We start from the raw sequence: 19,458 nt of genomic DNA on the forward strand, positions 1-19,458 counted from the left end.
AGGAGCGAACCTGATGGACTTCGGCGTCGTCCTGCAGAACGACCCGCCCGCCGCGCGCGTGGTCGACCTCGCCCGGCAGGCGGAGACCCACGGCTTCAGCCACGTGTGGACGTTCGACTCCCACCTGCTCTGGCAGGAGCCGTACGTCGTCTACAGCCAGATCCTCGCCGCGACCCGCCGCGTGAAGGTCGGGCCGATGGTCACCAACCCGGTGACCCGGGACCCGAGCGTCACCGCCTCGGCCTTCGCCACGCTCAACGAGATGTTCGGCAACCGGACCGTCTGTGGGATCGGCCGGGGCGACTCCGCCGTCCGGGTCCTCAACGGGCGTCCGGCGAGCCTGGCGCAGCTGCGGGACGCGGTCCACGTGATCCGCGAGCTCGGCAGCTCGCGTGCCGTGGAGATCAACGGCTCCACGGTGCGCTTCCCGTGGTCGGTGGGCTCCCAGCTCGAGGTGTGGGTGGCGGGGTACGGGCCGAAGACCCTCGCGCTGACCGGCGACGTCGCCGACGGGTTCATCCTCCAGCTCGCCGACCCGGACGTGACGGCCTGGACGATCGCCGTCGTGCGCGAGGCGGCCGAGAAGGCCGGCCGCGACCCTGCCTCCCTGCAGTTCTGCGTGGCGGCGCCGATGTACGTTGGTGAGGACCGCACCCACATGCGCGAGCAGACCCGCTGGTTCGGCGGGATGGTGGGCAACCACGTCGCCGAGCTGGTCGCCCGCTACGGGCAGGACTCCACGCTGCCGCGGGCGCTGACCGACTACGTCGCCGGCCGCACCGACTACGACTACAACGAGCACGGCCGGGCGTCGAACACCCACACCGACTTCGTTCCCGACGAGGTGGTCGACAGGTTCTGCATGCTGGGCACCTGGCCCGAGCACGTCGCCCGGCTGACGGAGCTGCGCGAGCTGGGAGTCACCCACTTCGCCGGCTATCTCATGCACGACAACAAGGAGGAGACCTTGCGGATGTACGGCGAGCACATCATCCCGGCGATGCGCGAGACGGTGGTGGCGAAGGCATGACGGGCGAGCGGGGCCGCGCGTACGAGCTCGACCGGAGCCACGTCTTCCACTCCTGGTCCGCGCAGGCGGTCCTGGACCCGATCACCCTCGTGACCGGGTCCGGCTGTGAGGTGGTCGACGAGCAGGGCCGCACCTACCTGGACTTCTCCTCCCAGATGGTCAACCTCAACATCGGCCACCAGCACCCGAAGGTGGTCGAGGCGATCCATGCCCAGGCCGACCTGCTCACCACGGTCGCACCCACGGCCGCGAGCCTCGCCCGGGGCGAGGCGGCCGAGCGGATCCTCGCACACGCCCCCGAGGGCATCACCAAGGTGTTCTTCACCAACGGCGGTGCCGACGCCAACGAGAACGCCATCCGGATGGCGCGCCTGCACACCGGCCGGGACAAGGTGGTCTCCTTCTACCGGTCGTACCACGGCAACACCGGCGCGGCGATCGTCGCCACGGGGGACTGGCGCCGCATCCCCAACGAGTACGCGCGCGGTCACGTGCACGTCTTCGGGCCGTTCCTGTACCGCTCGGAGTTCTGGGCGAGCACCGAGGCCGAGGAGTGCGAGCGCGCCCTGCACCACCTCGAGCGCGTCGTCCAGGCGGAGGGGCCGGGCACGATCGCCGCGTTCCTGCTCGAGACGGTGGTCGGGACGGCGGGTGTGCTCGTCCCGCCGCCCGGGTACCTCGCCGGGGTGCGCGAGATCGCCGACCGGTACGGCATCGTGCTGATCCTCGACGAGGTGATGGCCGGCTTCGGGCGTACCGGGTCCTGGCTGGCGCTCGACCAGCACGACGTCGTGCCCGACCTCGTCACCTTCGCCAAGGGGGTCAACTCCGGGTATGTGCCCGTCGGCGGGGTGATGATCTCGGCCGAGATCGCCGCCACCTTCGACGAGCGTGTCTTTCCCGGCGGGCTGACCTACTCCGGCCACCCGCTCGCCGCGGCCTCGATCGTCGGGACGCTGGACGCGATGGCCGAGGAGGGGGTCGTCGAGAACGCCGCGCGCATCGGCGCCGACGTGCTCGGCCCGGGTCTGCACGACCTCGCCGACCGTCATCCGCTCGTGGGCGAGGTGCGTGGGGTGGGGGTGTTCTGGGCCCTCGACCTCGTCCTCGACCGGGAGACCCGCGAGCCCGTACCCACGGCCGAGGTCGGTGCCATGAAGCAGGCGCTGATCGAGAACGGCCTGCTGCCGTTCACGGCGGAGAACCGGATCCACGTGGTGCCGCCGTGCGTGGTCACCGACGACGAGGTCGCCCGCGCGCTGAACATCTACGACGAGGTGCTCACCGCCGCGGAAGAGCGCCTCCTGTGAGGTGACCGCTGTGGAGGTGCGCCTGTTGTGAGAGGTGACCGCCGTGGAGTGGCGACTGCTGTGAGTGACCGCTGCGGACGTGCAGCCGTCGCGAGGTGAACCGCCGCGGAAGAGCGCCTGCAGAACAAGTTCCGTGCCCATCAGGGCGGTAGCGAGCCGCTAGCGGCGGCTGGGCATCCGTACGTCCACCCAGACCAGGCGGTGGTCCGATGTGGGGAACGGGTACACCCCGGTGAGCTCGGAGCCAGGCTCGTCGGCGGCCGGCCAGAAGACCCCGGAGCCGCGCAGCGGGAGGTTCCGCGACGGCAGGACGTAATCGACCCGGAGGTTGCCGGGCGCGTCGTCCGCGAAGTCGGCGGTGTCCAGCGCCGGGTCGCCGTCGTGGCGGACGTTCGCCCCCCGTTGGACGGCGCCGGCCTCGACCGCACCGTTCGACGTCGGCTCCGGGTCGCGCACCAGGTCGTGGTCGAGCAGCTGGTCGATTGCACCCCGGTAGGAGTCGCCGTCGACCGGGTCCGCGTTCTGGTCGCCGAGGATCACGAAGAGTGCGCCAGCCGGCAGTCCGCCGGTCTCCCCGGCGTCGTCGTAGATGTAGTCGCCTGCGCTGTCGTCCGCGACGTAGTCGGCCCAGAAGCGGATCTCGTCGTGGTTACGCCGTCCGTTGCGGTCCTCGGGGCCGTCGAAAGTCGGGGGCGTCGGGTGCGAGGCGAGCACGTGCACGGTCCTGCCACGGACCTTGACCGGCACGTCCCAGTGCGACTTGCTCGACAGGCGTACGGCGGCCAACTCGGTCGCGGAGTACCAGTCCCGCGGTGCATCGGTCGTCCGCTGGTCCGGCAGCAGCGCGCCGGGCATGTCCTTCCAGAGAAAGTGCTGGAAGGTGCGCACGTTCTTGGTGTCGATCGGGTACCGGGAGAGCACGACCATCCCGTACTGGCCCTCGAACTCCCCGAACCCGTAAGCGTCGTCCGGGCCCGCGACCTCACCGTCGTTGTCGAGGTCGAGACCTGAGCTCACACCCGTGTTCACCGGCGCCGTGTAGACGTGCGGATACCGGATCGGCGCCTCGCCGTGCTGGGAGACCGCGAGGTACTCGGACCGGAACAGGTCGATCGCCTCCTCGTCGGCGTCGTGGTCGAACTCGTTGAGGAGCACGACGTCGGGCCGGGTGGTCTGCAGCACCTGCGCCACCGCGCGGGCCTGCTCGTCCGCCCCACCGGTGAGGTCGGTGACGAGCTGGCCGGCCTCCGGTCGGTTCAACGAGACGTTGTACGTGGCGACACGGAGCGCCGCAGCCTGGTCCGGTCGCACGCTGACCGTGGTCGCCGGGCTCTCGTCGGCAGACGCCGGTGCGGCAGCGATCGGCAGAACGAGGCCGCCCACGGCGAGGGGAACTGCCGCGAGCCCGCCGAGCACACCCCGCGACCTGCGCATATGTCCACCGTAGCCGCCGTGACAGCACGGGGGAACCCAGTTGACCGTTTCGGTGGGCGGTCCGTCGAACGTCCCCAGCGGCGGGAACCGCGTGGTCATCCTGCTCGAGGAGTGCACCGCAGCCTGAGAGCTGTCGCGCGAGGTCCATTCGATCCTCGGTCGGGCGACTCAATCCCCGGCAGGTTTGGGCGAAGTGCCGGTGTGCATGTCTGCAGCCATGCACACCGCAGTTCGGCATGACGACTCGTCAGGCCGGCCAGACGCGCGCCGCCGAACTCAGGTCAGAACGGGACGTCGTCATCTGGCGTACCCCGGGGGTCGGTTGATCCGCCCGCGGCAGGTGGCTTGTCAGTCGCCGGTGTGCTCCTGGGTGGCCGGCCCGGGGCTGGGCCCGCGGGCGGTCGCCCGGCACCTGGACCCGTCGGTGGTCTAGCAGGCGGCGGGCCAGTAGGTGGCGCCCCGGTCCGTGGCCCGGGCGGTCGGACGGGCTTGCGTGCGTAGCGGTGTCCGGTCGGTGCTCTCCACCAGGTGATACCGGTGGTGGGGTCGCGCGAGGTGTCCCAGAGCTTGGCGGTCTTGACGTCGTGGTGGGAGTGACACTTGACATCGACCTTGTCCTGATCGGTCTGGACGACGCTGTCGGCCAGGGCCCTGTCGTAGGACTTCTGATGGTCGATCTCACACCGCCACGCCGGGATCCGGCACCCCATGAAGACACAGGTGACATCGCGGGCGAGCACGGTGCGGGTCAGGTCCGCACCCGGGCGGTACGCCTTCGTCCCGAGCGCGACGAACTCACCGGTGCCGGCGTCGGTGAACAACGCCTGCCAGGTCGCGTCCTGCGCGATCCGCCGCGCCAGCTCGGCCGGGATCGGCCCGTACCCACCCAGCACGCCCGGCTGGTCGTCCAGCCCGAGCAGGGTCCCACCGGCGACAGTGACCTGCAGGTGCGGGCGGCGGCGCTGCAGCACCGGCAACGCCCGCCCCGAGAAGTCGACGCCGTTGTCGAGGATCGAGGTGAAGACATCGGTGAACGAATCCGCGCGACGCTGGTCCAGCGTGCGGGTGTCCCCGGGGGTCTTCGCGGCCACCGCGAGGGCGTCCAGGGCGGTGCGGGCGGCCATGGCGTGGTCGGCGCGCACGAACGCGCTGACCCAGGCCATCGCGTCCCCGGCCGGCTCGATCGACACGTGCCGGCGGGCCACCGCCTCGGCATGACGCCGGCTGGCCGTCGCCGCGTCCGCCGCGAGGGCGGCCGCGCGGATCCTCTCCCGCAGCTGCGGCACCGTCAGCGTGTCCGCCTCCGGCACCAGCTCGTCCAGGACCGTCCGGCGCACCCGGGCAGGCAGACCCGGCTCGGCGTGGAGGAGGACCTCGGCCTTACGGGCATCGATATGCCCACTGTTCAGCGCGTCGGCCACCACCGGGTAGTCCTCCAGCCCCAGCGCGAGAGAGGTCTTGGACTCCGCGGCGTACTGAGTGACCCCCAACCTGGCCTCGACCTCGAAGACCGCCGACCTCGCCCCCGCGCTGCTGTTCGCCGCCCGCCGCCGCGCCCCGAGCTCGGTGATCGCCCGGGCCTGCTGCGACACCGCCCACGACCCGATCCGCTCCCACGCCGCGACCAGCTCCACCACCGCCGCGTCATCGGCATCGGCGAGCGAGGTCCGGTCCAACCTGTCCACCAACGTCGGACCGGGAGCAGTCGAAGCGAGCAGCCGCGCCGCCGGCGAGGTGAACCCAGCAGCCGCCACCCCCGCCGCCGCACGCACCACCGACGCGTCCGGATCGCGCACCGACAGCCCCGGCTCGCACTCCCACCACGGCAGGCCCATCTCCAGGCGCATCATCTCGCGGGCCACGTCCGCCTCAGGTGTCCCGACCGCGGACTCCGGCACCACCAGCTCCAGCTGCGGACCGTCGTCGCTCGCGCGCACCACGACCGACACCGGGCACCCGTCCCCGATGACTCCCGCGGCGTCGTCCTCGACCATGATCCAGACACTAGTTCGAACCACTGACATCCAGAATCGGGCTGTGGATCATCGCTGCGAGTGCGAGCCAGATCGTCGAGAGACGCCAACGCGGTTGAGCTGCGGATCGTGGCTGCGAGTGGGAGCTGGGCCGGTCAGCCCGCCGCGATCTCCCGGTCCCGGTCGATGACCGCCTGCACGCCGCGCACCACGGCGGGCGAGAAGCCCGCGTCCTCCATCGCCAGGCTCCCGGCGATGGTCGTCCCGCCGGGGGAGGAGACCATGTCCGCGAGCTGGGCCGGCGTCGTGCCACGCTCGAGCATCGTGCGGGCCGTCCCGAGCATGGTCTGCGCCGCGATCCGGGTGGCCAGCATCTTCGGCAGGCCGTTGCGCACCGCAGCGCGGGCAAGGGCCTCGACGAAGTGGGCCGCGAACGCGGGCGCCGAGCCGGCGATCGCCGTGTAGGCGGGAAAGTCGCGCTCCGCCAGCACGATGGCGCTCCCGACCGTCTCGAAGAGCCCGACGACGGCGTCAACCTGGTCCTCGCTGGTGCTCGCGTTGCCGCACACCGCCGCCATCCCGGCGCCGACCAGGGCGTTGACGTTCGGCATCACCCGCACCACCGCCTGCCCGGGCGGGAGGAACGACTCCAGCGTCGCCAGGGGAGTGCCCGCGGCGAGCGAGACGACCAGGGAGTCCTGCTCGGCGAGGAGATCGCCCAGCGGCTCGAGGACCTCGGCGATCAGGTGCGGCTTCACGGCGAGCACGACGACGCCACGCGGCCCGGTCCGCTCAACCAGCTCCTCGTTGGAGCCGGGTGCATCCACCCCGGTCTCCCGAGCCAGCGCCTGGGCCGAGCGCCCGTGCGCGCTCGTGACTGCAAGGTCCTCCGCGGGCAGCGTGCCTTCGGCCACGATCCCGCGCACGATCGCGCCCGCCATGTTCCCGGCACCGATGAATCCGACTCGCATTCCTGCTCCTCGCTCGTCTGTGTTGGCGCCAGAGTATTGCCACGACCGAGTTCCGCTGCGGACCACCGCGGTGCGTCCCACGGAGGGACAAACCGCTTCCCAGGTGTTTGGGGCAGCGCGCTACCGTGGCGGTCACGGCCTGGAAGCCAGGTCGAGGCCAGGCCGTGGTCGGCGCGTGGCTGCGGCGGATCCGCCCGCGCGCGGGCCGGACGACTTCGGCGTAGCGAGCGCTCACCGCCAGCAACGTGCCGACGACGCTAGACTGCTTGGCACAGGCGTCGACCCGGCCATCACCGGCGAGCCTCCGGAAGAACAGGACCCGCCCCGGCGGGCCCTCAGTAGAACCGGACGGGAGGGCCCGTCACAGCCTGCTCGAGCGGTCACGTCCTCACGCGAGGACGCGGCAAGCGGGGTGGTACCGCGGTCGCGGGTCGCCGGCACGGCCGGCGTCCGAGACGATCGTCCTCGCAGCAGTGCACGCACCGCCGCACCGACCGAGGAGCACCATTGGCCGACCAGCCCCAGCGCTACCCCCTGCACCGTCCGGGCGCCCTGGACGCCTCGCCGTCCTTCCCCGCGCTGGAGAAGGAGGTGCTGGAGTACTGGAAGAGCGACGACACCTTCCAGGCGTCGATCGACAACCGCTCGGCCGGCGAGAACGGTGACAACGAGTTCGTCTTCTACGACGGCCCGCCGTTCGCCAACGGCCTGCCGCACTACGGTCACCTGCTCACCGGCTACGTCAAGGACGTCGTCGGACGGTTCCAGACCCAGCTCGGGCGCCGGGTCGAGCGCCGGTTCGGCTGGGACACCCACGGCCTGCCCGCCGAGCTCGAGGCCGAGCGCATCCTCGGGATCACCGACAAGTCCGAGATCGAGGAGATGGGGATCGAGGCCTTCAACAAGGCCTGCCAGGACTCGGTGCTCCGCTACACCGGCGAGTGGCGCGAGTACGTCACCCGCCAGGCTCGCTGGGTCGACTTCGAGAACGACTACAAGACCCTCGACGTGACCTTCATGGAGTCGGTCATCTGGGCGTTCAAGCAGCTGTACGACAAGGGCCTGGCCTACGAGGGCTACCGGGTGCTGCCGTACTGCTGGCACGACCAGACCCCGCTGTCCAACCACGAGCTGCGCATGGACGACGACGTCTACCAGATGCGTCAGGACCCCTCGGTCACGGTCGGGGTGCGCCTGGACACCGGCGAGCTCGCCCTCATCTGGACCACGACCCCGTGGACCCTGCCGTCGAACCTCGCCATCGCCGTCGGGCCGGACATCGACTACGTCACGGTCGCACCCGCGGAGGGGGCCCTGGCCGGCGAGCGGGTCGTCGTCGCCGCCTCCCGGCTCGCGGCGTACGCCCGTGAGCTCGGCGAGGAGCCCGAGGTCCTCGCCACCGTCAAGGGCCGCGACCTCGCCGGGCGGCGCTACGCCCCGATCTTCGACTACTTCATGGGCCGCCCCGACGACGAGACCCCCGGCCCGAACGCGTGGCAGCTCCTCGCCGCGGACTACGTCTCCACCGAGGACGGCACCGGTCTCGTCCACCAGGCGCCCGCGTTCGGTGAGGACGACATGGCCGTGTCCGCCGCCGCCGGCATCGGCACCGTGGTGCCGGTCGACGAGGCCGGGAAGTTCACCGCCGAGGTGCCCGACTACGCCGGCATGCAGGTCTTCGAGGCGAACAAGGCGATCATCGCCGACCTCAAGCACGCCACCGGCCCCGTCGCCCGCCGGCCCGAGGGCGAGCGCGCCGTGCTGGTGCGCCAGGAGACCTTCGACCACTCCTACCCGCACTGCTGGCGCTGCCGCACACCGCTGATCTACAAGGCCGTCTCCAGCTGGTTCGTGCGGGTCACCGAGTTCCGCGACCGCATGGTCGAGCTCAACAAGGACATCACCTGGGTCCCCGAGCACATCAAGGACGGCCAGTTCGGCCACTGGCTCGCCGGCGCCCGCGACTGGTCGATCTCCCGCAACCGGTACTGGGGCACCCCCATCCCGGTGTGGGTCTCCGACGACCCGGCCCACCCGCGCATCGACGTCTACGGCTCCCTCGCCGAGCTCGAGGCCGACTTCGGACGGCTGCCGCTCGACCGCGACGGCAACCCCAACCTGCACCGGCCGTTCATCGACGACCTGACCCGCCCGAACCCGGACGACCCGACAGGCGCGTCGACGATGCGCCGGATCCCCGACGTCCTGGACGTCTGGTTCGACTCGGGCTCCATGCCCTACGCCCAGGTGCACTACCCGTTCGAGAACCGCGAGTGGTTCGAGGACCACTACCCCGGCGACTTCATCGTGGAGTACATCGGCCAGACCCGCGGCTGGTTCTACACGCTGCACGTCCTGGCCACCGCGCTGTTCGACCGCCCGGCCTTCCGCACCTCCGTCTCGCACGGCATCGTGCTCGGCTCGGACGGGCGCAAGATGAGCAAGTCGCTGCGCAACTACCCGGACGTCACCGAGGTGCTCGACCGGGACGGCTCGGACGCCATGCGCTGGTTCCTCATGAGCTCGCCCATCCTGCGCGGCGGCAACCTCGTCGTCACCGAGGAGGGCATCCGCGAGAACGTGCGCCAGGTGCTGCTGCCGCTGTGGAACGCCTGGTACTTCTTCGCCCTATACGCCGGCACGGTGGACGACGGCGCCGGGTACCTCGCGCGGCCGGTCGACCTCCACGACGCCGAGAAGGTCGCCGGCCTGCACGTGATGGACCGCTACCTCCTCGCCCGCACGCGCGACCTCGCCGCCGGTGTGCGCGAGCAGATGGAGGCCTACGACGTCCCCGGCGCCACGCAGGCGGTGCGCGAGCACCTCGACCTGCTGACCAACTGGTACGTGCGCACCTCCCGCCAGCGCTTCTGGGACGAGGACCGCGGCGCCTTCGACACCCTCTACACCGCGCTGGAGGTGCTCACCCGGGTGATGGCACCGCTGGCCCCCCTCGTCAGCGAGGAGGTCTGGCGCGGCCTGACCGGCGGACGCAGCGTGCACCTGACCGACTGGCCCGTCCTGCCCGCCGGGGCCGACCCGGCCGCCGACGACGCCCTGGTGGCCGCGATGGACACCGTGCGCGACGTCGTCTCCACCACCCACGCCCTGCGCAAGGCCGCCAAGATCCGGGTGCGCCAGCCGCTGCGCACCCTGACCGTCGTGGTCGAGGACCCGGCCGCCCTGGCGTCGTTCACCGGGCTCATCGCCTCCGAGGTCAACGTCAAGGACGTTGAGCTCATCACCCCGGCCGAGTCGGACCTGCGCCTGACCACCGAGCTCAAGGTGCTCCCGCGCGAGCTCGACCCGGCCAAGCGCCGGCACACCCAGCAGATCTTCGCCGCCGCACGGGAGGGGCGCTGGTCCGCCTCCGACGGCGAGATCGCCCTGGAGGGGCTGATGCTCGACGGCGCACCGCTCACCCTGGTGGCCGGGGAGTACGACCTCTCCACCCGCATCGACCTGGGGGAGCAGGCCGGCGAGGCGGCCGCGGACGTCCTCGGCGACGGCGGCTTCGTCGTCCTCGACACCGCCCTCGACGACGAGCTCGCCGCCGAGGGGTACGTGCGCGACCTGGTCCGCCAGGTCCAGGACGAGCGCAAGGCCGTCGGCCTGTACGTCGCGGACCGCATCGCCCTGGCCGTCACGGTCCCCGCCGACCGGCTCGCCTGGGTCGAGGCGCACCGTGAGCTCCTCGCCGGCGAGACCCTCGCCGTCGAGCTGGACCTCGCCGTCGACGACGTCGAGGCGCCCCGCGTGGGCGTGACGAAGGTGGAGGCACGATGACCGAGCGCACCCCCGAGGACGCCGACCGGGAGACCCGCGAGCGCCTCGCCGGCCTGGAGGGCGACGACGCGTCGCGCGAGGCCGCCGAGGCGGCTGCCGCGGCGGACGAGGAGCACGACGCCAGCCTGCGCACGCTGCTCTCCTCGGCCCTGTTCACCGGCCCGGACCCCGAGGTGGCCGAGGAGGTCGTGGCCGAGGGGGAGGGACCGGCCGACGACGCCGCGCAGCATGCCGCGGCGGTCGCCGACGCCCAGGCCGAGGAAGAGGTCCGCCGGATCTACAACGACATCCTCGCCCGCGCGCCCGAGCACGACGTCCAGCCCAGCCTCGAGCGGGTCCAGGGTGTCCTGGAGCTCATGGGCGACCCGCACCGCGCCTACCCGGTCATCCACCTGACCGGCACCAACGGCAAGACCTCGACCGCCCGGATGATCGAGCGGCTGCTGCGCGAGAAGGGGCTGCGCACGGGGCGCTTCACCTCCCCGCACCTGCACAGCGTGCGCGAGCGCATCGCCCTGGACGGCGAGCCCGTCGCCCCCGAGGTCTTCGTGGCCACCTGGGAGGACGTCGCGCCCTACGTGGCCATGGTGGACGAGCGCTCGCAGGCCGCCGGCGGGCCGCGGCTGAGCTTCTTCGAGGTCTTCACCGTCATGGCCTACGCGGCCTTCGCCGACGCACCCGTGGACGTCGCGGTCGTCGAGGTCGGCATGGGTGGACGCTGGGACGCCACCAACGTCGCCGACGGGACGGTGGAGGTCCTGACCACCGTCACCCGCGACCACGAGCGCTGGCTCGGCCACGAGCTCGCGGACATCGCCACCGAGAAGGTCGGCATCATCACCCCCCGCTCCACGGTGGTGGTGGCCGAGCAGGACGAGGAGGTCGCGGGCATCGTCATGTCCGCCGCGGCCCAGCAGGGCGCCCAGCTCCTGCGCGAGGGCGAGGACGCCGCCCTGCTCGACCGCCAGCTCGGGGTCGGCGGGCAGCTGCTCACCCTGCGCACCCCGGGCGGGGTGTACACCGACGTCTTCCTCCCGCTGCACGGCGAGCACCAGGCACGCAACGCGCTGCTCGCCCTGACCGCCGTCGAGGCGTTCTTCGGCGGCGGAGCCCTGGACGCGGGCGTCGTCGAGCAGGGCTTCGCCGGGGTGGACAGCCCCGGGCGGCTCGAGGTCGTGCGCCGCAGCCCCACCGTGCTGGTCGACGCCGCCCACAACCCCGCGGGGGTCGAGGCCCTGCGGGCCGCCGTCGACGAGGCCTTCGACTTCTCCCACCTGGTCGGCGTCGTCGGCGTCATGGCGGACAAGGACGCCGACGGCATCCTCGCCGGCCTGGAGCCGATGCTGGCCGAGGTCGTCATCACCCGGGCGAGCATCGACCGGGCGATGGACGTCGACGAGCTCGCCGAGGTGGCGCGCGACGTCTTCGGCGAGGACCGGGTGCACGTGGCCGAGCGACTCGAGGACGCCATCGACACCGCCGCGACGCTGGCCGAGGCGAACGTCGAAGAGGTGGTCACGACCACCGGGGTGCTGGTGGCGGGCTCGGTGCTGCTCGCGGCCGAGGTGCGCGCCCTCATGGGCCGGGCCTGAGGGACGGCGCAGAGGAGGCCACCGAAGCCGTAGCCGCGGCGGGCCGCAGGGGCCAAGATGGGGGCGGGGTCCGGTGCGGACCCCGCCCCGTCCCGAGAGGAGCCCGTCGGTGAAGAAGCTCATCAACGACCCCCAGAACGTGGTCACCGAGTCCGTCCGGGGCTTCGGTCTCGCCCATCCGGACCTCGTGCGGGTCAACGAGGACCCGCTGTTCGTCTCCCGCGCAGGCGGTGCGGTCCAGGGGAAGGTCGGACTCGTCTCCGGCGGCGGCAGCGGGCACGAGCCGCTGCACGCCGGGTACGTCGGGGTCGGCATGCTCGACGCCGCGGTGCCGGGCGCGATGTTCACCTCGCCCACGCCCGAGCCGATCTTCGAGGCCACCAAGGCTGCCGACGGCGGGGCCGGCGTGCTCCACATCGTGAAGAACTACACCGGCGACGTGCTCAACTTCGAGACCGCGGCCGAGCTCGCCGAGGCCGAGGACGTCACGGTGCGCTCCGTCGTCGTCAACGACGACGTCGCCGTGGAGGACTCCCTCTACACCGCCGGCCGGCGCGGCGTGGCCGGCACGGTGCTCGTGGAGAAGATCGCCGGCGCCGCCGCCGAGCGCGGCGACGACCTCGACGCGGTGGTCGCCGTGGCCGAGCAGGTCATCGGCAACGTGCGCTCCATGGGCGTGGCGCTGACCGCCTGCACTGTGCCGCACGCCGGCAAGCCGTCCTTCGACCTGGCCGACGACGAGATCGAGATCGGCATCGGCATCCATGGCGAGCCGGGCCGGCACAAGATCGCGATGGCCGGTGCGGACGAGATCACCGACCGCCTGCTCGAGCCCGTCCTTGAGGACCTGAAGCTCGCGGACGGCGAGCAGGTGCTGCTGTTCGTCAACGGCATGGGCGGCACCCCGCTGTCCGAGCTGTACCTCGTCTACAACCACGCCCGCGACGTCCTGGACTCCCGTGGCGTGGAGGTGACGCGCTCGCTGGTGGGCAACTACATCACCTCGCTGGAGATGCAGGGCGCCTCGATCACCGTGCTGCGCCTGGACTCCACGCTCACGGAGCTGTGGGACGCCCCGGTCAACACTGCCGCGCTGCGCCGCGGCGTCTGAGGAGAAAGAGGACGCATGACTGCTGCCACCCTGGGCACCGCCTGGGCACTGGACTGGATGGCCCGCGCCGCCAAGGTCGTCTCCGCCAACCGGATCGAGCTCATCGAGCTCGACCGGGCCATCGGCGACGGCGACCACGGCGAGAACATGGACCGGGGCTTCACCGCCGTGACGGCCAAGCTGGCCGACGCCCGGCCCGCGGACGCCGCGGAGGTGCTCAAGACCGTGGCGACCACCCTGATGTCCACCGTCGGCGGCGCGGCCGGCCCGCTGTACGGCACCGCGTTCCTGCGCGGGGCGAAGGTGGCCGACGGCGAGCTCGACGCGGCCGGCGTCGCCGGGGTGCTCGAGGCTGCGCTGGAGGGCATCAAGGCCCGGGGCAAGGCCGAGGCGGGGGAGAAGACCATGGTCGACGCCTGGCTCCCCGCCGCCGAGGCCGCTCGGTCCGCCGCCGGCTCGGGCGCCGGTCCGGCCGAGGCGATGCGCGCGGCCGCCGACGCCGCGACCGCGGGCGCCGAGGCGACCGAGCCGCTGGTCGCCACCAAGGGGCGGGCGAGCTACCTGGGGGAGCGGTCCGCGGGGCACCGTGACCCGGGCGCGCAGTCCTCGGCGCTGCTCCTGGTCGCCGCCGCCGAGGCGGCCGAGGCGCAGGCGTGAGCAGTCCCGGCACCGGGCTGGTCGTCGTCTCGCACTCCGCGCGCCTGGCGGAGGGCGTCGTCGAGGTGGCCGCCCAGATGGCGCCCGATGTCGCGCTCCGCGCCGCCGGCGGGACCGACGACGGCGGCATCGGCACCAGCTTCGAGAAGGTCGAGGCCGCCGTCGCCGAGCTCCTGGACGACGGCGGCGTTGCCGGTGTGGTCGTCCTGACCGACCTCGGCTCGGCCACCATGACTGCCGAGTCGGTCCTCGACATGCTCGACGACGACGTCGCGGCCCGGGTGGTGCTGGCCGACGGACCGCTGGTCGAGGGCGCCGTCGCCGGGGCCGTGGCCGCGCAGGGCGGGGCCGACGCCGCCGCGGTGGCACGCACGGTCGCGGAGGCGGCCGGCAGCTTCGGCGGGGGAGCGTCCGCAGCGGCGCCGCCTGGAGCGGCGCCGGCCGGGGGCGAACCTGCTCACGAGGCAGGCGCATCCGCGGGGGCAGGTCCAGGTGCCGCGGCAGCTGAGCCCGGAACGGAACCCGCCGGGGCTGGGCATCCGGAGTCACCCGCGCAGGACGGCGAGGTCCTTGCCCGGTCGCTCACCCTGCACAACGAGGTGGGGCTGCACGCCCGACCGGCTGCGCTGCTCGCCCGGCTCGTCGCAGGTTTCGACGCCCGCGTGACCGTCAACGAGGTGGACGCGGCGAGCGTGCTCGCCCTCATGGGGCTCGGCCTGGAGAAGGGCGACCGCATGGAGGTCCGCGCCGGCGGGACCGAGGCGGCTGCCGCGCTCGAGGCCGTCGAGCAGGCGGTGGCGGACGGCTTCGGCGAGCAGTGACGGCGCGGCGGCCGTGGGCGACGCACCTGGAGGCGTGCGGCAGCCGTGAGCGGCGGGAGGCGTGCGGCAGCCGTGGGCGGGGCAGCAGCAGCGCAGTAGGTAGCCTGGTGCGGTGACCACACCGTCCCCCACCTCCCACGACGAGGCCGCCGGCGACGTCCCCGCACGACCCGCCGAACCCGCCGGCACGGCCGCCGGTTCGGTCCCTGACGCGGCCGCCGGCTCGGCTGCCGCCGGACCGGCAGCGACGACCGGGTCGGCGGCTGCGGGGGCGGCCCGCGAGGAGCCGACGGTCGGAGCTGCTGCGGCGGAGCATTCGCCGGTCGACGGGTCGGCCCCGGCGGAGCAGTCGCCGGTCGACGGGTCGGCGCCGGCAGGACCGCCCCGCCGCCCGGGTTCCGCGCGTCGCATGTTCGCGATGACGGTCCTGGTGAGCGAGGTGCTCGTGGTGCTCTTCGCGACTCTCGTCGCCCACGGGCTCGACCTGGCCGACCGGTCGGCCGTCTGGGGCGTGGGTGGCGCCGCCATGGTGGCCTGCGCCGTCACCGCGGGGCTGCTGCGGCACCGGGTCGGCTACGTGATCGGCTCGGTGGTCCAGGTGCTGCTCGTCGTCGCCGGGCTGGTCCTGCCGACGATGTTCGTGGTCGGTGGCATCTTCGCGGTGCTGTGGGCCGCCAGCCTGACCGTGGGGGCCCGGATCGACGTCGAGCGGGAGGAGCGGTACCGGGCCGAGGTCGAGTACTACGAGACTCACCGATGACACACCGGTGAGCCGGAGCCGAACGATCGGCACCTCACCGACCTGACGTCGTCGGCCTGCCGGCTCCCCGACGACGGACGTGGTCGGCGTCTGCTACCCGATGACCGGGCTGGTCGGCTGCCGGCCACTCGGTGACCGGACGTGTCGACCGCCCGGTAGGCTGGCTCCACGTGAGCACCCCTTCGCAGCCTGAGCGCACCCTCGTCCTGATCAAGCCCGACGGCGTCGCCCGCCACCTCACCGGCGAGATCCTCCGCCGCATCGAGGCCAAGGGCTACACCATCGTCGCCCTCGAGCAGCGCTCCGCGGACACAGAGCTCCTCGGCGAGCACTACGCCGAGCACCAGGGCAAGCCGTTCTTCGACCCCCTGGTCGACTTCATGATGTCCGGCCCCGTCGTCGCCGCCGTCGTCGAGGGCAACCGCGTCATCGAGGGCTTCCGCAGCCTGGCCGGCACCACCGAGCCAACCGCCGCCGCACCCGGCACCATCCGCGGCGACCTGGGACGCGACTGGGGCACCACGGTCGTGCAGAACCTCGTCCACGGTTCCGACTCCGCTGAGTCCGCGGCCCGCGAGATCGGCCTGTGGTTCCCCGCTCTGTGACCTTCGCACCCGACGGCGCGCGCGCAACGGGGTGACCGCAGGGGCCTGCCGTGCGGCGTGACGGCCCGTGCGGATGTCGGCCGGCTGCGGCAGGGTGGCGACATGGGCACCGTCACCGGAGTCGTCTTCCGCCCTCAGTCGCCGCCCGAGCACCTGCGGGCCGTGGTCGAGGCCGCCGACGCCGCGGCCGCCGAGGGCGGCGTCGACGAGCTCTGGGTGTGGGAGGACTGCTTCCTCGAGGGTGGGCTCACCACGGCCGCGGCGGCCCTGGCGTGGTCGACGCACGTCCGGGTCGGCGTGGGGTTGCTGCCGGTGCCGCTGCGCAACCCGGCGCTGGCGGCCATGGAGATCGCGACGCTGGCCCGGTTGTTCCCCGACCGTTTCGTGGTCGCCCTCGGGCACGGCGTGCTCGACTGGATGGCGCAGGTGGGTGCGCGTGCCGCGTCGCCCATGACGCTGCTGCGTGAGCACACGGCATCGGTCCGCGACCTGCTCTCCGGCGAGCGCGTCGATGTCGCCGGCGACTATGTGCACCTCGACGGTGTCACGCTCGACTGGCCGCCGGTGCAGCCACCGCGCCTGCTGGTCGGCGCCCGAGGCCCGAAGACGGTCCGGCTGGCCGGCGAGGTCGCCGACGGCGTCCTGCTCGACGGCGTGGTCGAGCCGGAGGTTGTCGTCCGCGGCCGCGCCACCGCCCAGGAGGGTCGGGAGGCCGCGGGTCGCGCCGGCGCCACCTATGTCGCGGCCTACACCGAGATCGCCACCGCCGAAGTCTCTGCCGACGGCGTCGCCGGGCGAGTCAGCCGGCTCGTAGAGGCCGGAGCCGACTCCGTGATCCTGCAGTCCGACGCAGACGACCCCGACCCGCGCCCGCTTGTCGCCGCGCTCGCCGAGCGGGAGCACGCCGACTGATCACCTCCGCCCACGAGGTGGCACTCAACAGGCGGACGAGGCAGCCGGCAGGTCGGCCTACGGTGTCGCGACGGTGCAGCGCAGGCCGGGGGCACGGCCGATGCCACGGTCGAGGGTCACGAGCACGACGTCGAGCAGCTCGGCCAGGGCGACGTAGCCGGCGTCGTACGTCGTCAGGTTGTGGCGAAGCTGCCATGCTCTGGACGCCAGGAGCTCGTACGGCCATTGCTCGATGGTGAGGTCGAGCAGGTCGGCGTGAGCCTGGGCCGCCTGGTCGGCCGTGATGAGCGCCGCGACCTCGTGTCGGCGGATGATGTTCGCGGCCTCGAAGGCGAACAGGCTGGGCACGGCGAGATCTGCGCCGATGAGAGCGTTGGTGGCCCAACGTCCATCGGCTCCCGCGTCGAGCAGCATCGCGACCACTGCCGAGGCATCGCAGACGACCCGCGGTCTCACCGGCGGTCGATGTCTCGCGCGGAGAGGATCGCCTGGGCGTCGACTCGGACACCGGTGGCCTCAACTCGCGCTCGAGCGCGGGCAATGACGTCATCGACGACCGGACGGGACGCAGTCGCGACGAGCATGCCGCGGAGGTACTCCTGCAGCGACATCCCGGCGCGGGCAGCCCGCGCTGCTAGCTCGTCCCTGACCTTGTCCGGGACGTCCCGAACGGTGACGGCAACACCCATGCAGCTATTCTAGCAGCGTTGCCGACAGGTTGGCAGTAGTCGTCACGGTCGGATCGTCCCGACGGGTGCGGCTCCAGGGCCGGTGGACGACAGGCGCTGCGTCGACGGCGCAGGTGATGGGGTGCCAGGACGGCAGCCCGCCGTACCTTTGCGACGTAGCATGTGAGGCACCCCGGGCACCGACGCCCGGGGCTGTGCCGCGGCGCCCCAGCGCAGCCGCCGCACCTCCGGACACGACGAAAGGTCCGCGCCATGAGTGCGACCATCGAGCACGTCATCGCCGGCCGGCGCTCAGCCGACGGCGGCCGCCGCATCCCGGTGACCGACCCCGCGACGGGTGCGGTCATCGCCGAGGTGGCGGCGGCGACCGCGGAGCAGCTCGACGCCACGGTGGCGGCCGCCCGGACGGCCCAGGAGAAGTGGGCCCAGACGTCCCTGACTGCGCGGGCAGCCGTGCTCTTCGCGCTGCGCGACCAGCTCGTCGCCCGCCGGGACGAGGTGGCCGCGGTGATCTCCCGCGAGCACGGCAAGACCCTGCCCGACGCGCAGGGCGAGATCACCCGCGGCCTGGAGATCGTGGAGTTCGCCTGCGGGCTGCCGCACCTGCTCAAGGGCGAGTACGCCGACCAGGTCTCCACCGGCGTCGACACCTACTCCTACCGCGAGCCCGTCGGCGTCTGCGCCGGCATCACCCCGTTCAACTTCCCCGCGATGGTGCCGCTCTGGATGGCACCGCTGGCCATCGCCGCCGGCAACGCGTTCGTGCTCAAGCCCTCCGAGCGCGACCCCGGGGCCGCCGTCGTGCTCGCCGACCTCTTCGCCGCCGCCGGTTTGCCCGACGGCGTGTTCAGCGTGCTGCACGGCGGTGCCGAGCTCGTGGACGCCATCTGCACCCACCCCGGCATCGACACGGTCTCGTTCGTCGGCTCGACGCCGGTCGCGCAGCACGTCCACGCCCTCGCCTCCGGCGCCGGCAAGCGGGTCCAGGCGCTGGGCGGCGCGAAGAACCACGCGGTCGTGCTGCCCGACGCCGACCTGGACGAGGCGGCCGGGCACCTGGTGGCGGCCGGCTACGGCTCCGCGGGCCAGCGGTGCATGGCGATCTCCGCCGTCGTGGCCGTGGGCGACGACGACCAGGTGGCCCGACTCGTCGGTGCGGTCGCCGAGAAGGGGCGTGCCGTCGTCGTCGGCCCGTCCTCGCGCTCCGACGTCGAGATGGGGCCGGTCATCAGCGCCGAGTCCCGCAGCCGCATCCTTCAGATCATCGACGAGGCCGAGGCGGGCGGCGCCACGGTCGCCCTGGACGGGCGAGAGCTGCGTGTCGACGGTCACGAGGACGGCTACTTCGTCGGCCCCACGCTGCTGGAGGCCACCACCGAGTCCCGGGCCTACCGCGAGGAGATCTTCGGCCCGGTCCTCACCGTCGTGCGCGCACCGGACCTCGCCGGGGCGATCGACCTCGTCAACGCGGGCCCGTGGGGCAACGGAGCGGCCATCTTCACCTCGTCCGGCGCGGCCGCGCGCACCTTCGCCCGCGCCGTCCAGGCCGGCATGGTCGGCGTCAACGTGCCCATCCCGGTCCCGACCGGTGCGTTCTCGTTCGGCGGCCGCAAGGCGTCGCTCTTCGGCGACACCCACGTCTACGGCGTCGAGGGCCTGCACTTCTACACGCGCGCCAAGGTGATGACCAGCCGCTGGCCGGAGTCGGGCCTCGCCGCGGCAGAGCACTCGCTGAACTTCCCGACCGGGTCGTGAGCTGATCGGGGCCGGTGTCCACACGGGTCCCCGCACCACACCACCGATGGCA

Annotated in this window: 16 protein-coding genes; 11 read left to right on the top strand and 5 right to left on the bottom strand. The window is 72.6% G+C overall.

From position 1 onward, the window contains the following. The first annotated feature begins 13 nt into the window (after window positions 1-13). Together GD748_RS09835 and GD748_RS09840 are read left to right on the top strand one after the other, a co-directional pair. Window positions 14-1,030, top strand: coding sequence for a TIGR03842 family LLM class F420-dependent oxidoreductase (locus GD748_RS09835; protein WP_152194963.1), 1,017 nt, complete (start codon window positions 14-16; stop codon window positions 1,028-1,030). Beyond that, the gene (locus GD748_RS09840; protein WP_152194964.1) at window positions 1,027-2,340 is read left to right on the top strand and encodes an aspartate aminotransferase family protein; all 1,314 of its coding nucleotides are present in this window, start codon (window positions 1,027-1,029) and stop codon (window positions 2,338-2,340) included. Before GD748_RS09835 ends, GD748_RS09840 begins: the two co-directional genes overlap by 4 nt. Before the next feature lie 159 nt (window positions 2,341-2,499). Here the strand turns inward: GD748_RS09840 and GD748_RS09845 are convergent, their stop codons facing one another. The 3 genes from GD748_RS09845 to proC all read right to left on the bottom strand — a co-directional run bounded on the left by GD748_RS09845 (window position 2,500) and on the right by proC (window position 6,718). Next, a complete protein-coding gene (locus tag GD748_RS09845) occupies window positions 2,500-3,774 on the bottom strand; it encodes an endonuclease/exonuclease/phosphatase family protein (RefSeq protein ID WP_152194965.1) in 1,275 nt (424 codons plus the stop codon). A 281-nt stretch (window positions 3,775-4,055) separates the two neighbouring features. Next, a complete protein-coding gene (locus GD748_RS09850) occupies window positions 4,056-5,768 on the bottom strand; it encodes a DUF222 domain-containing protein (RefSeq protein ID WP_152194966.1) in 1,713 nt (570 codons plus the stop codon). A gap of 134 nt (window positions 5,769-5,902) precedes the next feature. After that, window positions 5,903-6,718, bottom strand: coding sequence for a pyrroline-5-carboxylate reductase (gene proC, locus GD748_RS09855; protein WP_152194967.1), 816 nt, complete (start codon window positions 6,716-6,718; stop codon window positions 5,903-5,905). A 507-nt stretch (window positions 6,719-7,225) separates the two neighbouring features. Between proC and ileS the strand changes: the two genes are divergently transcribed. From ileS to GD748_RS09895, 8 genes are all read left to right on the top strand, one after another. Further along, complete coding sequence (gene ileS / locus GD748_RS09860; RefSeq protein WP_152194968.1) at window positions 7,226-10,504, top strand: isoleucine--tRNA ligase; 3,279 nt, start codon at window positions 7,226-7,228, stop codon at window positions 10,502-10,504. Continuing rightward, window positions 10,501-12,096: a bifunctional folylpolyglutamate synthase/dihydrofolate synthase gene (locus GD748_RS09865; RefSeq protein WP_152194969.1), complete on the top strand. Its 1,596-nt coding sequence runs from the start codon at window positions 10,501-10,503 to the stop codon at window positions 12,094-12,096. Before ileS ends, GD748_RS09865 begins: the two co-directional genes overlap by 4 nt. A gap of 109 nt (window positions 12,097-12,205) precedes the next feature. Further along, complete coding sequence (gene dhaK, locus GD748_RS09870; protein WP_152194970.1) at window positions 12,206-13,207, top strand: dihydroxyacetone kinase subunit DhaK; 1,002 nt, start codon at window positions 12,206-12,208, stop codon at window positions 13,205-13,207. 15 nt (window positions 13,208-13,222) lie between these two features. Further along, a complete protein-coding gene (gene dhaL / locus GD748_RS09875; RefSeq protein WP_152194971.1) occupies window positions 13,223-13,864 on the top strand; it encodes a dihydroxyacetone kinase subunit DhaL in 642 nt (213 codons plus the stop codon). Then, the gene (gene dhaM / locus GD748_RS09880; protein ID WP_226921065.1) at window positions 13,861-14,685 is read left to right on the top strand and encodes a dihydroxyacetone kinase phosphoryl donor subunit DhaM; all 825 of its coding nucleotides are present in this window, start codon (window positions 13,861-13,863) and stop codon (window positions 14,683-14,685) included. The genes dhaL and dhaM overlap by 4 nt, the downstream gene beginning before the upstream one ends. Before the next feature lie 112 nt (window positions 14,686-14,797). After that, a complete protein-coding gene (locus GD748_RS09885; protein ID WP_152194972.1) occupies window positions 14,798-15,445 on the top strand; it encodes a DUF4233 domain-containing protein in 648 nt (215 codons plus the stop codon). 170 nt (window positions 15,446-15,615) lie between these two features. Then, window positions 15,616-16,050 (top strand): nucleoside-diphosphate kinase, encoded by a 435-nt coding sequence (ndk, locus tag GD748_RS09890; protein WP_152194973.1) that lies wholly within the window; start codon window positions 15,616-15,618, stop codon window positions 16,048-16,050. A 102-nt stretch (window positions 16,051-16,152) separates the two neighbouring features. Further along, complete coding sequence (locus GD748_RS09895) at window positions 16,153-16,962, top strand: LLM class flavin-dependent oxidoreductase (RefSeq protein ID WP_152194974.1); 810 nt, start codon at window positions 16,153-16,155, stop codon at window positions 16,960-16,962. A gap of 57 nt (window positions 16,963-17,019) precedes the next feature. On the opposite strand, the gene GD748_RS09900 is transcribed toward GD748_RS09895, so the two are convergent. Both GD748_RS09900 and GD748_RS09905 read right to left on the bottom strand, forming a co-directional pair. Then, complete coding sequence (locus GD748_RS09900; protein WP_152194975.1) at window positions 17,020-17,418, bottom strand: type II toxin-antitoxin system VapC family toxin; 399 nt, start codon at window positions 17,416-17,418, stop codon at window positions 17,020-17,022. Beyond that, the gene (locus GD748_RS09905; RefSeq protein WP_152194976.1) at window positions 17,415-17,651 is read right to left on the bottom strand and encodes a FitA-like ribbon-helix-helix domain-containing protein; all 237 of its coding nucleotides are present in this window, start codon (window positions 17,649-17,651) and stop codon (window positions 17,415-17,417) included. Before GD748_RS09905 ends, GD748_RS09900 begins: the two co-directional genes overlap by 4 nt. Window positions 17,652-17,903: 252 nt before the next feature. Between GD748_RS09905 and GD748_RS09910 the strand changes: the two genes are divergently transcribed. Continuing rightward, window positions 17,904-19,406: a CoA-acylating methylmalonate-semialdehyde dehydrogenase gene (locus GD748_RS09910; RefSeq protein WP_152194977.1), complete on the top strand. Its 1,503-nt coding sequence runs from the start codon at window positions 17,904-17,906 to the stop codon at window positions 19,404-19,406. The last annotated feature ends 52 nt before the right edge of the window (window positions 19,407-19,458 follow it).

Origin of the sequence: Georgenia subflava, assembly GCF_009193155.1 — a bacterium.
Classification (GTDB): Bacteria; Actinomycetota; Actinomycetes; order Actinomycetales; family Actinomycetaceae; genus Georgenia; species Georgenia subflava.